Source organism: Streptomyces sp. NPDC111516, from assembly GCF_055635345.1.
This window is the reverse complement of sequence record NZ_JBVKBV010000012.1, coordinates 118,176-136,854: the sequence shown is the minus strand read 5'-3', so window position 1 is coordinate 136,854 and position 18,679 is coordinate 118,176. Positions and strand designations below refer to the sequence as shown.

11 protein-coding genes and 1 pseudogene are annotated in these 18,679 nt (G+C 70.0%); 8 read left to right on the top strand and 4 right to left on the bottom strand.

Features of this window, described 5'->3' with window-relative positions; translation table 11 throughout:
- The first annotated feature begins 93 nt into the window (after positions 1–93).
- The 3 genes from drmA to drmC are packed head-to-tail and all read left to right on the top strand — an operon-like array spanning position 94 to position 6,571.
- The gene (gene drmA / locus ACZ7L9_RS22895; RefSeq protein WP_471417536.1) at positions 94–3,918 is read left to right on the top strand and encodes a DISARM system helicase DrmA; all 3,825 of its coding nucleotides are present in this window, start codon (positions 94–96) and stop codon (positions 3,916–3,918) included.
- Entirely contained in the window at positions 3,915–5,810 is a 1,896-nt protein-coding gene (gene drmB / locus ACZ7L9_RS22890) for a DrmB family protein (protein ID WP_471417533.1), read from the top strand. Before drmA ends, drmB begins: the two co-directional genes overlap by 4 nt.
- Positions 5,807–6,571: a DISARM system phospholipase D-like protein DrmC gene (gene drmC / locus ACZ7L9_RS22885; protein WP_471417531.1), complete on the top strand. Its 765-nt coding sequence runs from the start codon at positions 5,807–5,809 to the stop codon at positions 6,569–6,571. The genes drmB and drmC overlap by 4 nt, the downstream gene beginning before the upstream one ends.
- Before the next feature lie 44 nt (positions 6,572–6,615).
- Here the strand turns inward: drmC and ACZ7L9_RS22880 are convergent.
- Positions 6,616–7,049, bottom strand: a pseudogene (locus tag ACZ7L9_RS22880) (hypothetical protein); the annotation flags it as partial.
- 300 nt (positions 7,050–7,349) lie between these two features.
- Between ACZ7L9_RS22880 and ACZ7L9_RS22875 the strand changes: the two are divergent.
- The 4 genes from ACZ7L9_RS22875 to ACZ7L9_RS22860 all read left to right on the top strand — a co-directional run bounded on the left by ACZ7L9_RS22875 (position 7,350) and on the right by ACZ7L9_RS22860 (position 14,561).
- Positions 7,350–10,808 (top strand): DNA polymerase III subunit alpha, encoded by a 3,459-nt coding sequence (locus ACZ7L9_RS22875; protein WP_471417529.1) that lies wholly within the window; start codon positions 7,350–7,352, stop codon positions 10,806–10,808.
- Entirely contained in the window at positions 10,805–11,806 is a 1,002-nt protein-coding gene (locus ACZ7L9_RS22870; protein ID WP_471417527.1) for a DNA polymerase Y family protein, read from the top strand. The genes ACZ7L9_RS22875 and ACZ7L9_RS22870 overlap by 4 nt, the downstream gene beginning before the upstream one ends.
- Positions 11,807–12,012: 206 nt before the next feature.
- Positions 12,013–12,897: an esterase/lipase family protein gene (locus tag ACZ7L9_RS22865; protein ID WP_471417525.1), complete on the top strand. Its 885-nt coding sequence runs from the start codon at positions 12,013–12,015 to the stop codon at positions 12,895–12,897.
- A gap of 116 nt (positions 12,898–13,013) precedes the next feature.
- Positions 13,014–14,561, top strand: coding sequence for a trifunctional class I SAM-dependent methyltransferase/NUDIX hydrolase/VOC family protein (locus ACZ7L9_RS22860; RefSeq protein WP_471417523.1), 1,548 nt, complete (start codon positions 13,014–13,016; stop codon positions 14,559–14,561).
- 131 nt (positions 14,562–14,692) lie between these two features.
- Here the strand turns inward: ACZ7L9_RS22860 and htpG are convergent, their stop codons facing one another.
- From htpG to ACZ7L9_RS22845, 3 genes are all read right to left on the bottom strand, one after another.
- Positions 14,693–16,630 carry a molecular chaperone HtpG gene (gene htpG, locus ACZ7L9_RS22855; RefSeq protein WP_471417521.1) on the bottom strand — a complete coding sequence of 646 codons (1,938 nt, stop codon included), beginning with the start codon at positions 16,628–16,630 and terminating at the stop codon, positions 14,693–14,695.
- A 111-nt stretch (positions 16,631–16,741) separates the two neighbouring features.
- Positions 16,742–17,236: a ribonuclease FAU-1 family protein gene (locus ACZ7L9_RS22850; RefSeq protein WP_471417519.1), complete on the bottom strand. Its 495-nt coding sequence runs from the start codon at positions 17,234–17,236 to the stop codon at positions 16,742–16,744.
- Positions 17,217–18,137 carry a GNAT family N-acetyltransferase gene (locus ACZ7L9_RS22845; RefSeq protein ID WP_471417516.1) on the bottom strand — a complete coding sequence of 307 codons (921 nt, stop codon included), beginning with the start codon at positions 18,135–18,137 and terminating at the stop codon, positions 17,217–17,219. Before ACZ7L9_RS22845 ends, ACZ7L9_RS22850 begins: the two co-directional genes overlap by 20 nt.
- 69 nt (positions 18,138–18,206) lie before the next feature.
- On the opposite strand from ACZ7L9_RS22845, the gene ACZ7L9_RS22840 reads away from it, so the two are divergent.
- Positions 18,207–18,584, top strand: a complete 378-nt coding sequence (locus ACZ7L9_RS22840; protein WP_471417514.1) for a GntR family transcriptional regulator — start codon at positions 18,207–18,209, stop codon at positions 18,582–18,584.
- The last annotated feature ends 95 nt before the right edge of the window (positions 18,585–18,679 follow it).

Genomic DNA, 18,679 nt, shown 5'->3' with positions numbered 1-18,679 from the left:
TTTGTGAACTCAGTCAACGGCCTATATTATTCGTGCTGTTGTATGCTCGCCAAGACTTCGTGCCCCACCGGCCCGTCCGAAAGGACCCATCGCATGCCGGCCCAGCCCGACCAGGCCACTGTCCCGCACCCGCTCGACGAAGTACCGCAGACCTTTCTCGCCGGCGACTCGTACGGCGTGCGGGACGGACTCGGCACCTACATCCGGCGTGATCTGCTGGGCCCGTGGGACGGTGAGACCGAGACTCTGTCCCGGTCCTCCTCCGGCCCCCGCGACCGGTACCTCGTCGGCATGCTCGGGCCCCGGCCCCACGCCACGACGTCGGACGAGATCGCGCTCGCTGCCGCACAGAGCGCGGACGGGGAGTCGGGGGACGAGAGCGAGGGTGACGACAGCGACCCCCAGGACCGTTTGACCCCGCAGGCGGCCGGCCACATCTGGGCTTCCTCCATGGGGTTGTCCTTCGCCGTACCGGCCTCCGTCGGGACGCTCAGCGTCACCGCCCGCTGGGGCCGCTACACCCAGTCCGAGGACGCCACGGAACACGGCACGACCCGAAAAGTATGGTCGCGCGAGCCGGTCGAGCACCAGGTCGACATCGACGTCACGAGCGTTACCGATCGTACGGTTCCCCTGCCGGACGACGCCGTCGTCCTCGGCGTGCAGGTACGGCAGCACGCAGGAAGCGGAGGCGGCGAGGACCTGCGTATCGTCGAACTCGCCCTGATCAACCGGCAGGAGGACAGCCGTGAGGCGCGCGATGCGCACTGGCTCTTCCAGACCTCCCTGGAGGTCACGGCCTTCCCCGACGATCAGGCAGCGGTCTTCTTCCCGGTCGACGATCCCCTCGATCCGGCCAACCGGGGCAACGCCCCCGAAGACCCCGAGGAGCGGCGCCTGCGTCTCCTTTACCGGGACAGCCTCAGCCACGCCAAGGGCCGCAACGTCGCCGTGCACGCCCACGTCCGCCAGGGCGAGCGCAATGCGCACCGGCTCGCCACCACCTGGCTTCCCGAATACGACGTCAGGGCCACCACCGCGCCGAGCGTGACGGACCAGGACCTGCTCCGCGGCCTGGAGCTCGGCATGGACGAACTCGCCGCGCTCGCGGTACCCGCCCGCCGCAGTGAACTCAGCGCCGCCCTCGCACCGCTCGCCGACGGTTACGGCACCTGGCTCGAACAGCAGCGCCACCAGACACTCTCGCTGCCGGACGATCTACGGGAATCGGCGCTTGCCGCCATCGAACAGGCCCTGGAGATCTGCGACCGCATCACCTGGGGCATCGACAGGCTCGTTGCCGACGACACGGCCCTCGCGGCGTTCCGGTTCGCCAACCGGGCGATGGCGCTCCAGCGTCGTAACACGGCCGTCGCCGCGGCGCGGGCCGGCCGTGAGGACGACCGCGGCTCCTACCAGGAGGCGTACGACGAGGTGTATGCGAGGGGCAAGGAGGGGGCCGGCTGGCGGCCGTTCCAGCTCGCTTTCGTACTGCTCAACCTCGTGTCTCTCACGCAGCCGGGGCACCCGCACCGCGGGACGGGACGCGAGGCGCTCGTGGACCTGCTGTTCTTCCCGACCGGTGGTGGCAAGACCGAGGCCTATCTCGGTCTCGCCGCGTACACCTTCGCGTTGCGCCGCTTGCAGGGAACCATCGGCTCCGGGGCGGAGGCCAGGAGCGGGGAGGCGGGGGTCGGCGTCCTCATGCGCTACACCCTGCGGCTGCTGACCGCCCAGCAGTTCCAGCGCGCCGCGGCGCTCGTGAGCGCTTGTGAAGTGCTGCGCCGCGAGGAGTTCGCGCGGGATGTGCGCTGGGGCGCCACTCCGTTCCGTATCGGCCTGTGGGTGGGAACCTCGGTCTCGCCCAACTGGTTCGACGAGGCCAAGGAACAGATCGCCGGTGCCCGTGAGAGCGCCAGCGACAAGCACGCCCGGGTACTGCAGGTCCTCACCTGCCCGTGGTGCGGCAGTGGCCTGACCGCCCGCTCCCACATGGAGTACGACGAGGCCCGGCGCCGCGTTCTGCTGTACTGCCCGCGCGGTGAGGGTGCGGACCGATGCCCCTTCTCCCGGCTGGAGTCCCCGGGTGAGGGCATCCCCGTCCTGACCGTGGACGAGGAGATCTACCGGCTTGCGCCGTCGTTGCTGATCGCCACCGTCGACAAGTTCGCCCAGCTCCCCTGGAACGGTTACGCGGGCCTGCTGTTCGGCCGGGTCACCGAGATCTGCCCACGTCACGGCTACCGCCACGACGACCTGGATGCCAAGACCGGTTGCGGCAGCCGGCATCATGCCAAGGGCGAACTGCCGGGTGTCACGGCACAGCCGGTCACCCGGTTGCGGCCGCCGGACCTGATCATCCAGGACGAGCTGCATCTGATCTCCGGCGCGCTCGGCACCACGGTCGGCCTGTTCGAGTCCGCCATAGACCAGCTGTGCACCTGGAGTTTCACGGACGAGCAGGGCCGGCGCCACGAAGCCGGACCCAAGATCGTCGCGTCGACGGCGACCACCAAGCGGGCCTCGGACCAGGTGCTGGGCGTCTTCGGCCGCAAGGTGGCCGTCTTTCCGCCCCAGGTCCTCGATGTCGGGGACACCTTCTTCTCCCGGCAGGTCGAGCTCAGCCGCGAGAACCCCGGCAGGCGCTATCTCGGGGTGTGCGCCCATGGCACCCGTCTGAAGGCGGCCGAGATCCGAGTCGCCGAGATCCTTCTCCTTGCCGGGCAGCAGCTGTTCGACGACTACGGCAAGCCTGCCGACCCGTACATGACCCTGGTCGGCTACTTCAACGCCACGCGTGAACTCGCCGGCATGCGGCGGTACATGGACGACGACATCACCACCCGGGTGCGTTCCAACGGGAGCCGCAAAGGGCAGGACACCCTCTCCGACCGCGTCGTCAGCAGGGCGGGGATGCTCACCATCCAGGAGCTGACGTCACGTATTTCCTCCTCCGACATCAGCGCCGCCCTCAAGCGGCTGGAGATCGGTTTCGAACCGGAACGCGACACCTCCGTGCGGCGGCGCGCGTTCCTGCGTGAGTACGCCACCGCGAGGAAGGAGAAGCGTGAGCCCCGTGCCTCGATGACTCCGGTGGTTCGCCAGGCGGTCGATGTCGTCCTCGCCACGTCCATGCTTCAAGTAGGTGTCGACGTCTCGCGCTTCGGACTGATGCTGGTCGTCGGCCAGCCGAAGAACACGGCCGAGTACATCCAGGCGTCCTCCCGCGTCGGCCGCGATGCCGAGCGCCCCGGACTGGTCGTCACCCTCTACAACTGGGCCCGTCCGCGCGACCTTGCCCACTACGAGGACTTCGAGCACTACCACGCCACCTTCTACCGGCAGGTCGAAGCCCTCTCGGTGACGCCGTTCACGCGCCGCGCCCTCGACCGGGGCGCGACTGCCACATACGTCGCTGCGCTGCGCCAGGCGGCCTACGACACGTCCCGGAACCTCGATGCCCACGATGTCGACCTGAGCGGCCCGCTCGCCGCCGACGTCGAACGGAGGTTCCTGGAACGGGCGGAGAGGGTCGGGGGCGACCGGGCTCGCGGATACCTCAGCGAACGTCTGGACCGGTTGAAGGACGAGTGGCGCCGTAAACGCGACGAGAGCAGCGCCGCCCTCGGCTACCGGAAGGAGAAGCGCAAGACCGCCGTCGTGAGCGGACTGCTCCGGCGTGCCGACGGATCTCCGTGGACGGAACTCACCGTCGGCATGTCCATGCGTGAGACCGAGAACGAGATCAACCTGCTGCTGCCGGGCGGCGGCGCGTTCCTCGACGAGTCCTCGGGCGGCGGTCCCGACTGGAACTTCGGCGAGTCCGGCACCGGGACCGGCCTCGACTCGGCAGCCACCGTGGACAGCGACGAGTACGGCGACACCACCACCGGCGGAGCCGGGAAGGGACAGCGATGAGCAGCAACTCCAACCGCCGGGTCGGCGCCGTCCGGCCCAGTCACCTCATGTTCACCGCCGGCGTCGGTGCCCTCGTCGACCTGCCGAACTTCTCGGTCCTCATCAAGGGGCTCGATTCCTGGAGCTACAACGGAATCACCGAGTACGACATCGATGAACCCCGGCTGCGTGCAGCCGTCAACCGCTCCCTCCAGCGCTACGGCCGCGGGCAGATCGAACAGTTGCGGGCAGCGCCCTGGCTGGAGGGCGGCGACAGCGACCCGAAGGGTTGGGCCGCTCAAGGGGTCGGCGTGCCGGTCACTCCCTTCCCGCAGTGGCTGCGCTGCACCGCCTGCAATGTCCTTGCCGCGGTCGACTCGGGTGAGTTCGCCTTTGTCAACTCCAACCCGCGCACCCCGCACGAGGCGAAGTTCGTCCATGACTGCAAGCGAGGCAAGCCCCTCGCGGTCGCGGCCCGTTTCACCCTCGTCTGCACGGCCGGCCACCTCGACGAGTTCCCGTACACCGTCTACGTCCACAACGGACAGGCCTGCTCCAAGACCTCTCGCCCCAAGCTGCGCATGAAGGACCACGGCGGAAACCAGGCCGCCAACGTCACCATCGAATGTGTTGCCTGCGGTGAGAAGCGCAACATCCGCGAGGCGATGGGCGAACGGGGCCGCCGCAACCTGCCGCGATGCCGCGGACGCCATCCGCACCTGGGCACTTACGAGAGCAACGGCTGCGGTCAGGACGCCGTGCTGATGGTCGCGGGTGCGTCCAACCAGTGGTTTCCGCTGACCCTCAGCGCCCTTGCGCTGCCCAAGGGGCAGGGTGGTGACATCGAGAAACTGCTCGACGACCACTGGCCGGAGCTGCAGGGCATCGCGTCCCGCGAGAACTACCTGCTTCTCGCCGGAATCCCGGCGTTCAACTACCTCAATGAGTTCGACGCGGACACGCTGGTCGCGGCCATTGCTGCCCGTAAGGCGGGAGCGGGCAAAGAGGCGCCCTCCGCACCCGAAGTGCAGGCTGATCTGTTCGGGCCCGAGTGGGACGCGCTGTCCGGTCCCGTGCCCCAGCCGAGCGACGACTTCACGCTACGGGAGGTTCCCGACGTACCGGCACCGCTCGGCGAACTCTTCTCCGTCGTACGGCAGGTCGAGCGCCTGCGTGAGGCCCGCGCCCTGATCGGCTTCACCCGGCTCGACGCTCCCGACCCCGAGTCGCCCGAGATCGCGACCCGGGTCGACCTCTCCCGCGCCACGCAGAACTGGGTGCCGGCCAGTGAGGTACGCGGCGAAGGCATCTTCCTGCGGGTACGGGACGATCTGATGGCCGACTGGGTGACACGTATGGAAAGGTCACCGCAGATGGCAGCGCACCGGGAGGCCTTCGGCCGGTTCCGGAGCAATCGCAAGTCGGACCGCAAGACCAGCGACTTCGACCCGTTGTACGGCTGGGCAGGGGCCCGCTACATCGCGCTGCACACCCTTTCCCACACGCTGATCCGCACGATCGCGCTGGAGTGCGGCTACAACTCGGCCTCCCTCGCCGAGCGCATCTACGCGGGCGACGAGCAGAATCCGAGGACGGGCATCCTCATCTACACCGCTGTGCCGGACTCCGAAGGCACTCTCGGTGGTCTGGTCTCCCTTGCCGAGGGGCGTGAGTTCGACCGGATCGTGCGCCGCGCTCTGGCAGATGCTTCCCATTGCTCGGCGGACCCATTGTGCTCGGAGCGGCTGCCGCACGACCCGGCCGACTTCCTTCACGGAGCCGCCTGCCATGTCTGCCTGTTCGTCTCCGAGACCACCTGTGAGCGCGGCAACCGGTTCCTCGACCGCCGTTTCCTCGTGCCGCTCACGGGAGACAAGGATCAGGTGCTCACTCCGGTCGGTCTGCTGCCGTGAGCAGACGCAGGTTCGAAGCCGCCGCCGAGGCGGCGGCTGACGCCCTCGGCCCCTCCCGCACGAAGGACCTCGCCGGGCTGCTGGCCCTGGGGCGCAGCAGAGAGCGGGCTCTCATCGAGCTCGCCACGCCCGGGGTCCGGGAAGCCGTCGCGAAGGTGTACGAGGCGGTGGCGGAGGACTCGCTGCCCGGCTCGGAGGCCGCGGCCTACTTGCGGGGCTATGTCGCGGCTCAACTGCGTGCACGGGACGCGATCCGGGTGAGAACGGTGTGGAGCGGGCCCTCCACGCCTTCGGTACCGATACGGGCAACCGCTCAGGTGCTCGTCGAAGTCATCAACGAGGCGCGGGACGAACTGATCGCCATGACCTATGCGGCCCGTCCCTATCCGGCGCTGACACAGGCCCTGACCGCGGCTGTGGCCAGGGGCGTGCACACACATGTCGTGGTCGAGACGCTGGCCGGTGCTCGCGGTCTGCTCTCGGGCCGGGAGCCGGCCGGCGCGTTCGCATCCATACCCGGACTGCGTCTGTGGCACTGGGTACGCGACCAGGCCGCCGACTCCTACTCGCGACAGCACGCAAAGCTCGCCGTCGCTGATCGCCGTGTCCTCTTTCTGGGGAGCGCGAACCTTACGGAGTCCGCTGCCCGACGCAACATCGAGGCGGGAGTCCTGGTCCGTGGGGGAGACGCACCGCAGCGGTCCGCCGAGCACATCGTGGAGCTTCAGCGCCGAGGGGTGCTTCAGCGTCTTCACCCCTGAAGGCAATGAGCCCACTCGCCGGAGCGACAGGCGGCGAGTGGGCTTCACCGGAGGGGGACTTCCTGAGGACGGAGCTTCGCTGAGCGCGGGGTTCCGCCGCGGCGGAGCGGGGGGCAGGAGAGCGTCGAGCCGAAGGGCGCCCTGGCGCCGGCGGCGTCATCCGGTTTGCGCAGGGCCGGCAGGAGGGTGACGAGCGTGCCCGCCACCGCCCACGCGGACAGTACCAGCAGCGGTCCGGTGACCGCGTTGCCGTTGAAATAGGCGATCGACCGGGCCACCCAGGTGCCCGCCCCGAGTGGCAGTGCGGGGCCGATCGCCCGCCAGAAGTCGAGGAGCATCGGCAGCGGGAAGGCGCCGCCTGCGCTCGGGTTGCCCGCGATCACCACGATCAGGACGCCAGGCCGATGCCGACGATGCCGGTGAGGGTCTGCAGGGCCAGGGTCGGCATGCCGACCGCGAAGACGGTCAGCGCACCGATGACAAGCAGTGCGGCCCGTGGAGTGACGGCGTTCTTCACCTCGTCAGCGAAAGTCATGCCCCCACGGTCCGGGGCTTCGGCCGTTCGTGCAGGTGGGGTTGGGGCGAATGGCTGGCCGGAGCCGTGCCGGGCGAGGACAGGAAGGTGACAGTTTCAGCCACTCGCTGCGGACATCTCAGATGCGGTCATGTGTTCGAATCAGGTCGCTGACCGGCTTCGATGGAGCTAGAGTAATCGAACGGACGTACGATAGGAGTATCGGGCGTATGGCTGAAATGGGGTGGAGGATGGAGGTGCGGCATGGCGGGCTATGCGCATCTGCACGTGGCGTCCGGATACTCCGCTCGCTACGGCGCCGCCCACCCCGAGCACCTTGTCCGGCGGGCGGCCGAGCGCGGCATGACGACGCTTGCGCTCACCGACCGGGACACGGTCACGGGGGCGGTGCGGTTCGCGCAGGCATGCGCCGGGGCCGGTGTACGACCGGTCTTCGGCGTCGATCTGGCCGTCGAGGCTCTTGCTCCTCCGCCTCCGCTTCCGGCGCCGCGGCGCCGCACCCCGGTGCGCGGTGGCGCGCACGTCGTCGAGCCTCCGTTGCGGTTCGTGCTGCTTGCGCAGAACCGGGCCGGCTGGGCGCGGTTGTGCCGCATCACGTCGGCCGCTCATGCCGGGACCGCGGGCGGGGCGGCACCGGTGGTGCCGTGGGAGGCGCTGCGCGAGCACGGTGGCCCCGGTCTGATCGTGCTGCTCGGGCCGCTCTCGGAGCCGGTACGCGCGCTGGCGGCGGGCCGGGAGGACGTTGCGGTGAAGTTGCTGGCGCCGTGGCGGGAGATCTTCGGCAGGGGGATACGGCTGGAGGCTGTCCTGCACAGGCGGTCCGGCACCGGGCCGGGATCGCTACGGGTGGCCGCCCGGACCCTGGCGCTGGCCGACCGTACCCACACCACCGTCGTGCTCTCCAATGCCGTCCGCTACGCCGACCCCGACCAGCACCGGCTCGCCGATGTCCTGGACGCCGCGCGGCTGTTGCGGCCCATCGACCGGCGCCGCCTGGACAGCGGGCAGCGCTGGCTCAAGGACGAGAGGGCGATGGCGGGCATCGCGCAGTTGATCGCCGAATGCGCAGGAGCGGGACCCCGGCGGGCGGGCCGTCTGCTGGGGGACACCGCTGCCACGGCGGCCGCGTGCACCGTTGACCCCGCGGCGGATCTGGGTCTGGGTACGCCGCACTTCCCGGAGGCGGAAGTGCTCGGCGCCGGGCCCGGGGCCGGCGGCGCGGCACAGCTGCTGCGCCAACAGTGCGAGGCGGGTATGGCACGGCGCGGCCTGGACCGCGACCGCGTCGCGCTCGACCGGCTGGACGAAGAACTCGCCGTGATCTCCAAGCTGAACTACGACCCGTACTTCCTCGCCGTCGGACAGGTCGTGACCGACATCCGTGAGAAGGGCATCCGGGTGGCGGCCCGCGGCTCGGGCGCCGGCTCGATGGTCTGCCACGCGCTGGGCATCGCCACCGCCAACCCGCTCGATCACCGCCTGCTGTTCGAACGCTTCCTGAGCGTGCGACGGACGTCACTGCCGGATATCGACATCGACGTGGAGTCCGCCAGAAGGCTGGAGTGCTACGACACGATCTTCGACCGGTTCGGCAGGGAACGGGTGGCGGTCACCGCGATGCCCGAGACCTACCGGGCCCGTCGGGCACTGCGGGACACCGGCCTGGCTCTGGGGATCGCACCGGCAGAGGTCGACCGGATCGCCAAGAGCTTCCCGCATCTGCGGGCAGCGGACATCAGGGGCGCGCTCGCCGAACTGCCCGAACTGCGTCAGCTGGCGGCCGAGGCGGGACGCTACGGGCCGCTGTGGGAGGTGGCCGAGGGGCTCGACTCCCTGGTCCACGGCATGGCGATGCACCCCTGCGGTGTGGTCATCAGCGACGCGACGCTTCTGGACCGGCTGCCGGTGCAGCCCACCCCCCAGGGCGACTACCCGATGGCCATGGCGGCCAAGGAGGAGATCGAGGCGCTGGGCAACATCAAACTGGACGTCCTGGGCGTACGGATGCAGTCCGCGATGGCCCATGCGGTCACCGAGATCGAACGGACTACCGGCAACCACATCGACCTGGACGACCCGCGGCAGGTGCCGCTCGACGACGTCTTCGCATTCAAGATCATTCAGGAGAGTCAGACCCTGGGCCTGTTCCAGCTCGAATCCCCTGGCCAGCAGGACCTCCTGTCCCGGCTGCAGCCCCGCGACCCGCAGGACGTCATCGCCGATATCAGTCTCTTCCGCCCCGGGCCGGTCGCCGGCGGAATGCCCGAGCGGTACATCGCCGCCCGCCATGGCGGCACTCCCTCCTACGTCCACCCGGACCTCGAACCCGTGCTCGCCGACACCTACGGCGTGACCATCTGGCACGAACAGATCATCGAGACGCTGTCGGTGCTGACCGGCTGCGACCGTGCTCTGGCCGAGGTCGCCCGGCGGGCGCTCGGCGACAAGGAGCGACTGCCCCGGATCAAGGACTGGTTCCACCGTCAGGCCCGCGCCCGCGGCTACGGCGCGGAGGTCCGGGACGAGGTGTGGAGGACCATCGAGGCCTTCGGCGCCTACGGCTTCTGCCGGGCGCACGCGGTCGCCTTCGCCGTGCCGGCCCTGCAGAGCGCCTGGCTCAAGGCGCACTACCCGGCGTATCTGCTGGCCGGGCTGCTCGAACACGACCCCGGTATGTGGCCCAAGCGTGTCCTCGTCGCCGACGCCCGCCGACGCGGCGTTCCCGTCCTGCCCGTCGACGTCAACCGCTCCGGGGCGCAGCACACCGTGGAGCGGGCCGACGGGGAACGATGGGGCGTACGGCTCGCGCTGTCCGCGGTGCGCGGCATCAGCAAGGCGGAGTGCGCCCGGATCGAGGAGGGCCGGCCGTACGGATCGCTGTCGGACTTCTGGCAGCGGGCCCACCCCAGCAGGCCGGTCGCCGAACGCCTCGCGGAGATCGGCGCCCTGGGGTCTCTCCACGACGGCCGTCTCACGCGGCGTGATCTGCTCCTGCAGATCGCCGAACTCCACCGGCAGTCCCGAGTCAGGTCCGCGGGCAGGGGCCAGTTGCCCATCGACGCCGACGCGGCCGGAGGGGCAGAGCCGAGCGGACTGCCCGAAATGACCGGGCGCGAGGCTCTGAACGCAGAACTGAACACGCTCGGCATCGACGTCTCCAAGCACTTGATGGAGCATCACCACCGCCTGCTGCGCGAGATCGGCGCGACCGACTCGGCACACCTGGCGGCAGCCCGGGCAGGTCAGCAGGTCCTCGTCGCCGGGGTACGGGCCTCGACCCAGACCCCGCCGATCGCCAGCGGCAAGCGCATCATCTTCGTCACCCTGGAGGACGGCTCCGGCCTGGTCGACCTGGCCTTCTTCGAGGACTCCCACCCGGCCTGCGCGCACACCGTCTTCCACAGCGGGCTGCTGCTGGTCCGCGGCACCGTCCAGGTGCGCGGCACCCGCCGCACCGTCGTCGGCACCATGGCCTGGGACCTGGACCGGATTGCCGCCGCCCGCCGCGACCACGGCCCCGAAGCCGCTCTCGCCCTCCTCGGCGCCGACCATCCGCACCCGACCCCCGCGCAGCCGCGGCGGACCCTGGTCGATGGCACCACGGGGGCTCGGCTGCACCCGTACGCCGACCTGCGGCCCGCCGGCAGCCGTTCGGCCGACCTGAAGAAGCTCGGTTACACCAGCCCGGGGAGCGCAGGATGACCACGCGTCAGCGGCACATCGCCCACCTCCATCTGCACGCCGCGCTGAGCGAGGATCAGTACGACGACGTAATCGAACTGGTGTCCGGTGTAACGCCTCACGTCCAGGCCATCCCGCCCAATGCCGTTCAACTGGACTTGACTTCGGCGCTCAGGTACTTCGACCTGTCCCCCTATGACCTGGTCCAGATGGCGAAGCTCAGGCTGAAGGCCCTCTATGACATCGACAGCAGCGCCGGGCTCGCGGGCAACCGCATGCTGGCGGCCATGGCGGCCGATGCGTCCGCACCGGGGGACACCACCTGGGTCCCATCCGGCCAGGCCGCCGAATGGCTGTACCCCCGCCCGGTCACCGCACTGCCGGGGATCGGCCGTGCCACGGCGGCCACCCTCAACAGGTACGGTCTGCACACCATCGGCCAGGTCGCCGACGTACCCGCGGCGACTCTGCAACGCCTTCTCGGTGCGGGACCCGCCCGGCTGCTCGCCGAGCGTGCCCGAGGTCGTGATCCCCGCCCGGTCACCCCACTGGCACCCGCGCAGCACCTGCTCGCCGACCTCGTGCTGGACCGGGACTGCCTCGACCCGGCGCTCCATCACCGGGCCGTCCTGGGGCTCGCCGACCGGATCGGCCAGCGCCTGCGCGGCGAGAGGCAGGTCGCCGGCCGCCTCACCCTCACGGTGCGGTACGCCGACCGCAGTTCCACCACGCGTACGCGTCCGCTGCCGGAACCCACCAGCCATTCGCCCGCCCTCGTCACGGCCGCCCTGGGCCTGCTGGCCTCCCTCGGGCTGCAGCGGGCCCGAGTCCGTGCCTTCGCGATACGTGCCGACGATCTGAGGCCGGCCGACGCCGCTCACCGCCAACTCTCCCTGGACTCCGGTGACGACCGTGCTCGCGCCACCGAAGCGGCCGCGGACCGAGCCCGCCGCCGCTTCGGCCCAGGAGCCGTGTACCCCGCCGCTCTGGCCCCGGGAACCGCCGGCCGTGAGCCGTGATTGCCGGGGCGGCTAGCGGCTTGAACGGTCCCTTGATCTCGAACTGTTGATGATCCATCAGTCTTTGCCGACGCGTAACTTCCCACGCCACCTTACTCACGCGTAATTTGGCCTGCACACACAGAACGTCAGCAGTCACCACTTGTGGTCCGGGCCGCAGGGCGCACAGACATCGCAACTCCCTTGAGCCGCAAGGAGACCACCCGATGCTGCCCTGGACCCGTGCGCCGCGTACCCCACGTACGCGGAGAACCCTCGCCGCACTGCTCCTCGCAGTCGCCGCAGTCGCCACCCCCACGGCCGCTGCCGCTGCAGCCACCCCCACCGCCACCTCCCGTGGCTGGAACGACTACTCCTGCAAGCCCTCCGCAACCCACCCCCGCCCCGTCGTCCTGGTCCACGGAACCTTCGGGAACTCGATCGACAACTGGCTGGTCCTCGCCCCCTACCTCGTCAACCGGGGCTACTGCGTCTACTCGCTGGACTACGGGCAGCTGCCCGGCGTGCCGGTCTTCAACGGCCTCGGCCCGATCGACGAGTCGGCCGGCCAGCTCGCCGCGTTCGTCGACAGGGTGCTCGCCTCCACCCGGGCGTCCGAGGCCGACATCGTCGGCCATTCCCAGGGCGGCATGATGCCGAACTACTACCTGAAGTTCCTCGGCGGGGCCGCCAAGGTGAATGCCATGATCGGGCTCGCCCCCGACAACCACGGCACCACCCTCCTCGGCCTGACGAAGCTGCTGCCGTACTTCCCGGGAGCGGAGGACCTGCTGAACGCCAACACGCCCGGCCTCGCCGACCAGGTGGCCGGATCCCCCTTCGTCACCAAGCTCAACGCGGGCGGCGACACCGTGCCCGGAGTGCGCTACACGGTCATTGCGACCAGGTACGACGAGGTCGTGACCCCGTATCGCACGCAGTTCCTGGACGGGCCGAACGTACACAACGTCCTGCTCCAGGACCTGTGCCCGGTCGACCTCTCCGAGCACGTGGCGATCGGCACCGTCGACCGGATCGCGTACCACGAGGTGGCGAACGCCCTGGATCCGGCACACGCCACCCCCACCACCTGCGCCTCGGTCATCGGCTAGCCCGGCGGCGGACAAGCGGTACGAGAGGCCCGCCCCGGTGTCCCGGGCGCTCCGGGAGCGGGACCTTTCGTGCCGTGCGGGGCGTCGTTGTCAGTGGTGGATGGCACGATCGACTCATGACGACGATCGACTGGGATTCCGCGGCCGACTCCTTCGACGAGGAGCCCGACCACGGGCTGCTCGACCCGGCGGTCCGGCATGCCTGGGCGCAGCGGCTGGAGAGCTGGCTGCCCGGCGAGCGCTCCGAGGTGCTCGACCTGGGGTGCGGCACCGGAAGCCTCGCGCTGCTCGCCGCCGGGCAGGGGCACCGGGTCACCGCCGTCGACCGGTCGCCGCGCATGGTGGAGCAGGCGCGGGCCAAGCTCGCCGGCACCGGCACCGGGGTGCTTCTCGGGGACGCGGCCCAACCGCCGGTCGGCAAGCAGCAGTTCGATGTGATCATGGCCCGGCATGTGGTGTGGCTGCTGCCCGATCCGGTGGCGGCCCTGCGTCACTGGTTCACCCTGCTGCGGCCCGGCGGCCGGCTGATCCTGATCGAGGGCGTCTGGGGCGCCGTCGGTCTCTCCGCGGAGCGGCTGACCGGACTGCTCTCGGAGCTCACCGAACACATCCATCACGAGCGGCTCTCCGACGATCCGGCCCTGTGGGGCAAGCACGTCGACGACGAGCGCTACGCCCTGGTGGCCCGTGCCGAACCGCCGCGCAGGCATACCGAAGTCGTCGATGTGCATCTGATCCTCCGTCGCGGCCCCGACGTCCTGCTCGCCCGCCGGGCCAATACGGGGTACGCGGACGGGCTGTTCAACGGCCCGTCCGGACACGTCGAGGACGGTGAGGACGTCCGCGCGGCGGTGATCCGTGAGGCCGCCGAGGAGATCGGTGTCGAACTCGGCCCGGACGAGCTGCGGGTCGCCCTGGTCATGCAGCACCGCGGCCCCGGCGGCAGGCCCCGGACCGGCTGGTTCTTCGAGGCGGAGTACGACCCCGGTCGCCCGCCGTACAACCGCGAACCGGAGAAGTGCTCCGAGCTGGCCTGGTTCCCGCTGGACGCCCTCCCGGACGACATCGTCGCCTACTGCCGGGCCGGACTCGACGGCTACCGCGCGGGGGAGCACTTCCTGATCCACTGGCACGAGGACGGCGACACCGTGGCGTACCAGCCGCACGGTATCCGCCGCGCCGTCCCGCTGCCCGCCGGCGGAGCCGGCACCGGCGGGGTGCACCACATCGAACTGTGGGTGCCCGATCTGCCGGCGGCCGAGCACGGGTGGGGCTGGCTGCTCGGCGAGCTGGGCCATGTCCCGTACCAGCACTGGGAACACGGCCGGAGCTGGCGGCGCGGTGACAGCTATGTGGTGGTCGAGCAGTCACCCGACCTGACCGGGAGGACGCACGACCGCCGCAGCCCCGGACTCAACCATCTGGCTTTCCACGTCCGGGACCGGGCCACCCTCGACGCTCTGGTGGCCAGAGCTCCGGAGCACGGCTGGCGGCAGCTGTTCCCGGACCGCTACCCGCATGCGGGCGGGGACGAGCACATCGCCGCCTATCTGGAGGACCCGGCCGGGTACGAGGTGGAGCTGGTCGCCGGAATCCCGCAAGCCCGCCCGGCACCCGAGGACCCGGCGCCGTACACCGATGTATGGGCACGGCGCCGGGACTAGAGGACTCATGAAGATCTTGCCGGGCGCGCGTGCCCCGGCACCGGACGTGTCCGACCGCGATCAGACAGGCGATGAGCCGGGCGGGCCCTCGGACAGGCCCGGGGGCCTGTCCGAGGGGGTGCGGCCCTCACTCACAGGGTGCGCTCAAGGCGGTCGGCCATCAGCTTGACGAAGCGCGACGGGTCGCCCAGCTCGCCGCCCTCGGCCAACAGCGCCAGGTCGCGAAGGAGTTCGGCCGTCTCCTCCAGGCCCGGGCCGGCATCCTCGCCGCGTTCGGCGTGCGCCCGGTTGAGGCCGCTGACCAGCGGGTGCTCCGGGTTGAGTTCGAGGATGCGCTTGACCTGGGGGACGGGCTGGCCCATGGCGCGGTACATGTTCTCCAGGGCCGGCGTCACGTCGTGCGTGTCCGAGACGATGCAGGCGGGCGAGACGGTGAGGCGCGAGGAGAGCCGTACCTCCTTGACGGTCTCGCCGAGCCGGTCCGTCATCCAGGTCAGCAGTTCCGCGTACTCCTGCTGCCGGTTCTCGCGCTCGGTCGCGGCCTCCTTCTTCTCCTCCTCGGTCCCGAGGTCGACCTCGCCCTTGGCGACGGACCGCAGCTGCTTGCCGTCGAACTCGGGCTCGGCCTCGACCCACACCTCGTCGACGGGATCGGTCAGCAGCAGCACCTCGACGCCCTTGGCCCGGAACGCCTCCATGTGCGGGGAGTTCTCGATGGCCTGCCGGGACTCACCCGTGAGGTAGTAGATGTGCTCCTGGCCGTCCTTCATCCGCTCCACGTACTGCCGCAGCGTGGTCGGCTCGTCCTGGTCGTGGGTCGTGGCGAAGGAGGCCACACCGAGGATGGCGTCGCGGTTCTCGAAGTCGCTCAGCAGCCCCTCCTTGAGGACACGGCCGAACTCCCGCCAGAACGTGGCGTAGCGCTCCGGGTCGGCGGACATCATGTCCTTGACCGTCGACAGCACCTTCTTCGCCAGACGCCGGTGCATCAACTGGATCTGCCGGTCCTGCTGGAGGATCTCGCGCGACACGTTGAGCGACAGGTCCTGCGCGTCGACGACGCCCTTGACGAAACGCAGATACGGCGGCATCAGCGCTTCGCAGTCGTCCATGATGAAGACGCGCTTCACATAGAGCTGGATGCCGCGCTTGTACCCCTGCATGAACAGGTCCTGGGGCGCGTGCGACGGGATGAAGAGCAGCGCCTGGTACTCGAAAGTTCCCTCCGCCTGCAGCCGGATGGTTTCGAGCGGAGCGATCCAGTCGTGGCTGATGTGCTTGTACAGCTCGTGGTACTCGTCGTCCTTGACCTCGTCGCGCGAGCGCGCCCAGAGGGCCTTCATCGAGTTGAGGGTCTCGGGTTCACGCGGGGCGGCGTCGGCCCCTTCTCCGGTGCCCGCGGCGTCGTCGGCCGGGGCCTCCGCGGCCATCCTGACGGGCCAGGTGATGAAGTCCGAATACCGCTTGACGATCTCCCTGATCTTCCAGGGGGAGGTGTAGTCGTAGAGCCGGTCGTCGGCGTCCTCCGGCTTGAGCCGGAGGGTGACCGCGGTGCCCTGGGGAGCACTGTCGACGGTCTCGATCGTGTACGTGCCCTCGCCGGTCGACGTCCAGCGGGTGCCCTGGCTCTCGCCCGCGCGCCGGGTCAGCAGCGTGACCTCGTCGGCCACCATGAAGCTGGCGTAGAACCCGACCCCGAACTGGCCGATCAGCCCTTCGGCCGCGGCGGAGTCCTCGGCCTCCTTGAGCTCCCGCAGGAACTTCGCGGTGCCAGAGTTCGCGATGGTCCCGATGAGCTGGACCACTTCATCGTGTGACATACCGATGCCGTTGTCCCGCACGGTCAGCGTACGGGCCTGTTTGTCGGTCTCGATGTCGATGTGGGGGTCGGACACATCCGCGCCGAGCGAGTCGTCGCGGAGCGCTTCGAGTCGCAGCTTGTCGAGCGCGTCGGAGGCATTGGAGACGAGTTCGCGCAGGAACACGTCCTTGTTCGAGTAGATCGAGTGGATCATCATCTGCAGAAGCTGGCGCGCTTCCACCTGAAACTCGAACGTCTCAGTGGGCATAATCCGTGATTCCTTCTCAGGTCACCGGGTGGGGAACTGACCTGAGCACTGTAATTCAGTTGGCGGACACTGCGGCAGCGGCCGCAGTGTCCGCCCGGGCCCTGTGGCCGGTCAGGTCAGCAGCGCCGCGAGGCCCTCTGTGCGGGCCAGCTGTTCCAGCTCGTCCAGGGCTCCGAGGGCCGCCCCGGCCGCCGCCGGATCGCGTTCGGCGAGACCGCTCTCCTCGAACTCGTCCTCGTCCAGCCGGAGCACGGACGTGCCGTCCCCCGACACCCACAGATCCAGGTCCAGGTCCTCGACCAGCAACTCCCCGTCCAGCAGCACGGCGGGACGGGTTACGTCGCAGTACCAGCCCTTGAGTTCACCCGCTCCGGTACGGACCTCCTTCACGGCGAACCAGCGATCGCGCCAGTAGTGCTCGATGAACACATCGCCGGGCTCGAAGCGTACGAAGCCGAAGTCCCGCACCCCGGGCGCGGCCCACGGTGCACGCACCGTCACCCGGGTGCCGTCGTCGCGGACCACGTCCGCCGGGTAGCGGATCTTGGTCCGTCCGGCCTTCATCAGGGCGACCGTCAGCGTGGTCTCAGCCGAGCTTGCGGACATACCGCACCTCCGTGGCGCAGATCTCGTAGCCGAACCACCGGTTGACGGCCAGCATCGGGGCGTTCTCCGCGTCGTTTCCGGTGTACGCGTCCGTGTACCCGGCGGCGCGCGCCCGGTGCAGCGAGTCGTTCTTGGCGAGCTTGGCCAGGCCCCGGTTGCGGTACGCCCGGCGGGTGCCGGTCATCCCCGACATGTAGCGGGTCAGGCCGTCGGTCTGCGCCGCGCTGAACGCCGCCACCTCTCCGTCGACCACCACGACCGAGGTGAGTTCGTGGTCGAGTCCGGGATGGCGCCAGATCTGCCGGAGCCAGTCCTCGTAGTCGGACAGTTCGGCCGGGGTGTCGCTCGGTTCGTCGGCTGTGGACTCGGCGTCCGCCTCGAAGAGCGGGCGCGGATCGTCGGCGAAGTCCGCGCCGGTGCGCAGCTCGACGCCGGCCGGGGGATCCTGCCGCGGCGGCAGCGAGCCGCGGGCCAGGTCGAGGCGGAGGAAATGCGCCGAACGGCTCGGCGTGTAGCCGCGCTTCTCGGCGAAGGCGCGGTTCGACGGGGTGTCGAGCACCCAGCTGTAGAGCGCGAGCGCGCCCTCCCGCGCCAGGTACTCCTCGGCCGTACTCAGCAGCAACCCACCTGCCCCGCGACCGGTGCGGTCCGGATGCGTGTACGGATTGCAGAATGCCTGGCCGGGTTCGGGGCTGTCGTGGACGAGACCGACCTGTGCGGTCCCGATGAGCTCACCGTCCTCCTCGGCGACCAGCAGCCGGTAGCGCTTGTCGGGATGGGCGGAGGCCAGATCGAAGGTGACCTGCTCGGGAGTCGTCACCATGTAGGGCAGTGCGGCACGCCGGACCTGCACCCAGGCCTCCGCGTCGGCGGGCAGGAAGTCGCGAACGAGGACAGTCATGGGCAGGACGCTACGCGTGGGCGCGTACCGGTCGCCCCTGATTTTCCGGCGGTGGGGGACAATCGGCGGGTGACTCTGAAGATCGCTCTTGATCCGGATGCCGGTACCGCCCCGTACGAGCAACTGCGGACGCAGATCTCCGAACTGGCCCGCTCCGGCGCGCTGCCGGTCGGTTTCAGACTTCCGACCGTACGCGGCTTCGCCGAGGAGCTCGGCCTCGCCGCGAACACCGTCGGCAAGGCGTACCGGGCGCTGGAGGCCGACGGGGTGATCGAGACCCGTGGCCGCCACGGCACGTTCGTCGCCGCCGCCGGTGATGCGGCGGAACGTCATGCGGCCGCCGCCGCACAGGAGTACGCGGAGCAGGCGCGGCGGCTGGGCCTGTCGCGGGCCGACGCACTGTCCCTGGCCGAGGACGCGTTGCGGGCGGCGTACGAGGCGCGGTGAGGTGGGGGTGGGGGCGGGTCCGGAGCCCCGGGCCCGGGGCCGTCCGGCGGTGTCGGTTCGTTCTCCGTCGCCGGACGGGCTTGAACGGCGGCTCA

What these genes read in the sequence shown, in the direction of transcription:
- ACZ7L9_RS22850 (WP_471417519.1), bottom strand. Translation starts at nt 17,236, where the DNA reads ATGTCCGCAAGCTCGGCTGAGACCACGCTGACGGTCGCCCTGATGAAG.
- ACZ7L9_RS22845 (WP_471417516.1), bottom strand. Translation starts at nt 18,137, where the DNA reads ATGACTGTCCTCGTTCGCGACTTCCTGCCCGCCGACGCGGAGGCCTGG.
- ACZ7L9_RS22860 (WP_471417523.1), top strand. Translation starts at nt 13,014, where the DNA reads ATGACGACGATCGACTGGGATTCCGCGGCCGACTCCTTCGACGAGGAG.
- htpG (WP_471417521.1), bottom strand. Translation starts at nt 16,630, where the DNA reads ATGCCCACTGAGACGTTCGAGTTTCAGGTGGAAGCGCGCCAGCTTCTG.
- ACZ7L9_RS22870 (WP_471417527.1), top strand. Translation starts at nt 10,805, where the DNA reads ATGACCACGCGTCAGCGGCACATCGCCCACCTCCATCTGCACGCCGCG.
- drmB (WP_471417533.1), top strand. Translation starts at nt 3,915, where the DNA reads ATGAGCAGCAACTCCAACCGCCGGGTCGGCGCCGTCCGGCCCAGTCAC.
- ACZ7L9_RS22875 (WP_471417529.1), top strand. Translation starts at nt 7,350, where the DNA reads ATGGCGGGCTATGCGCATCTGCACGTGGCGTCCGGATACTCCGCTCGC.
- drmA (WP_471417536.1), top strand. Translation starts at nt 94, where the DNA reads ATGCCGGCCCAGCCCGACCAGGCCACTGTCCCGCACCCGCTCGACGAA.
- ACZ7L9_RS22865 (WP_471417525.1), top strand. Translation starts at nt 12,013, where the DNA reads ATGCTGCCCTGGACCCGTGCGCCGCGTACCCCACGTACGCGGAGAACC.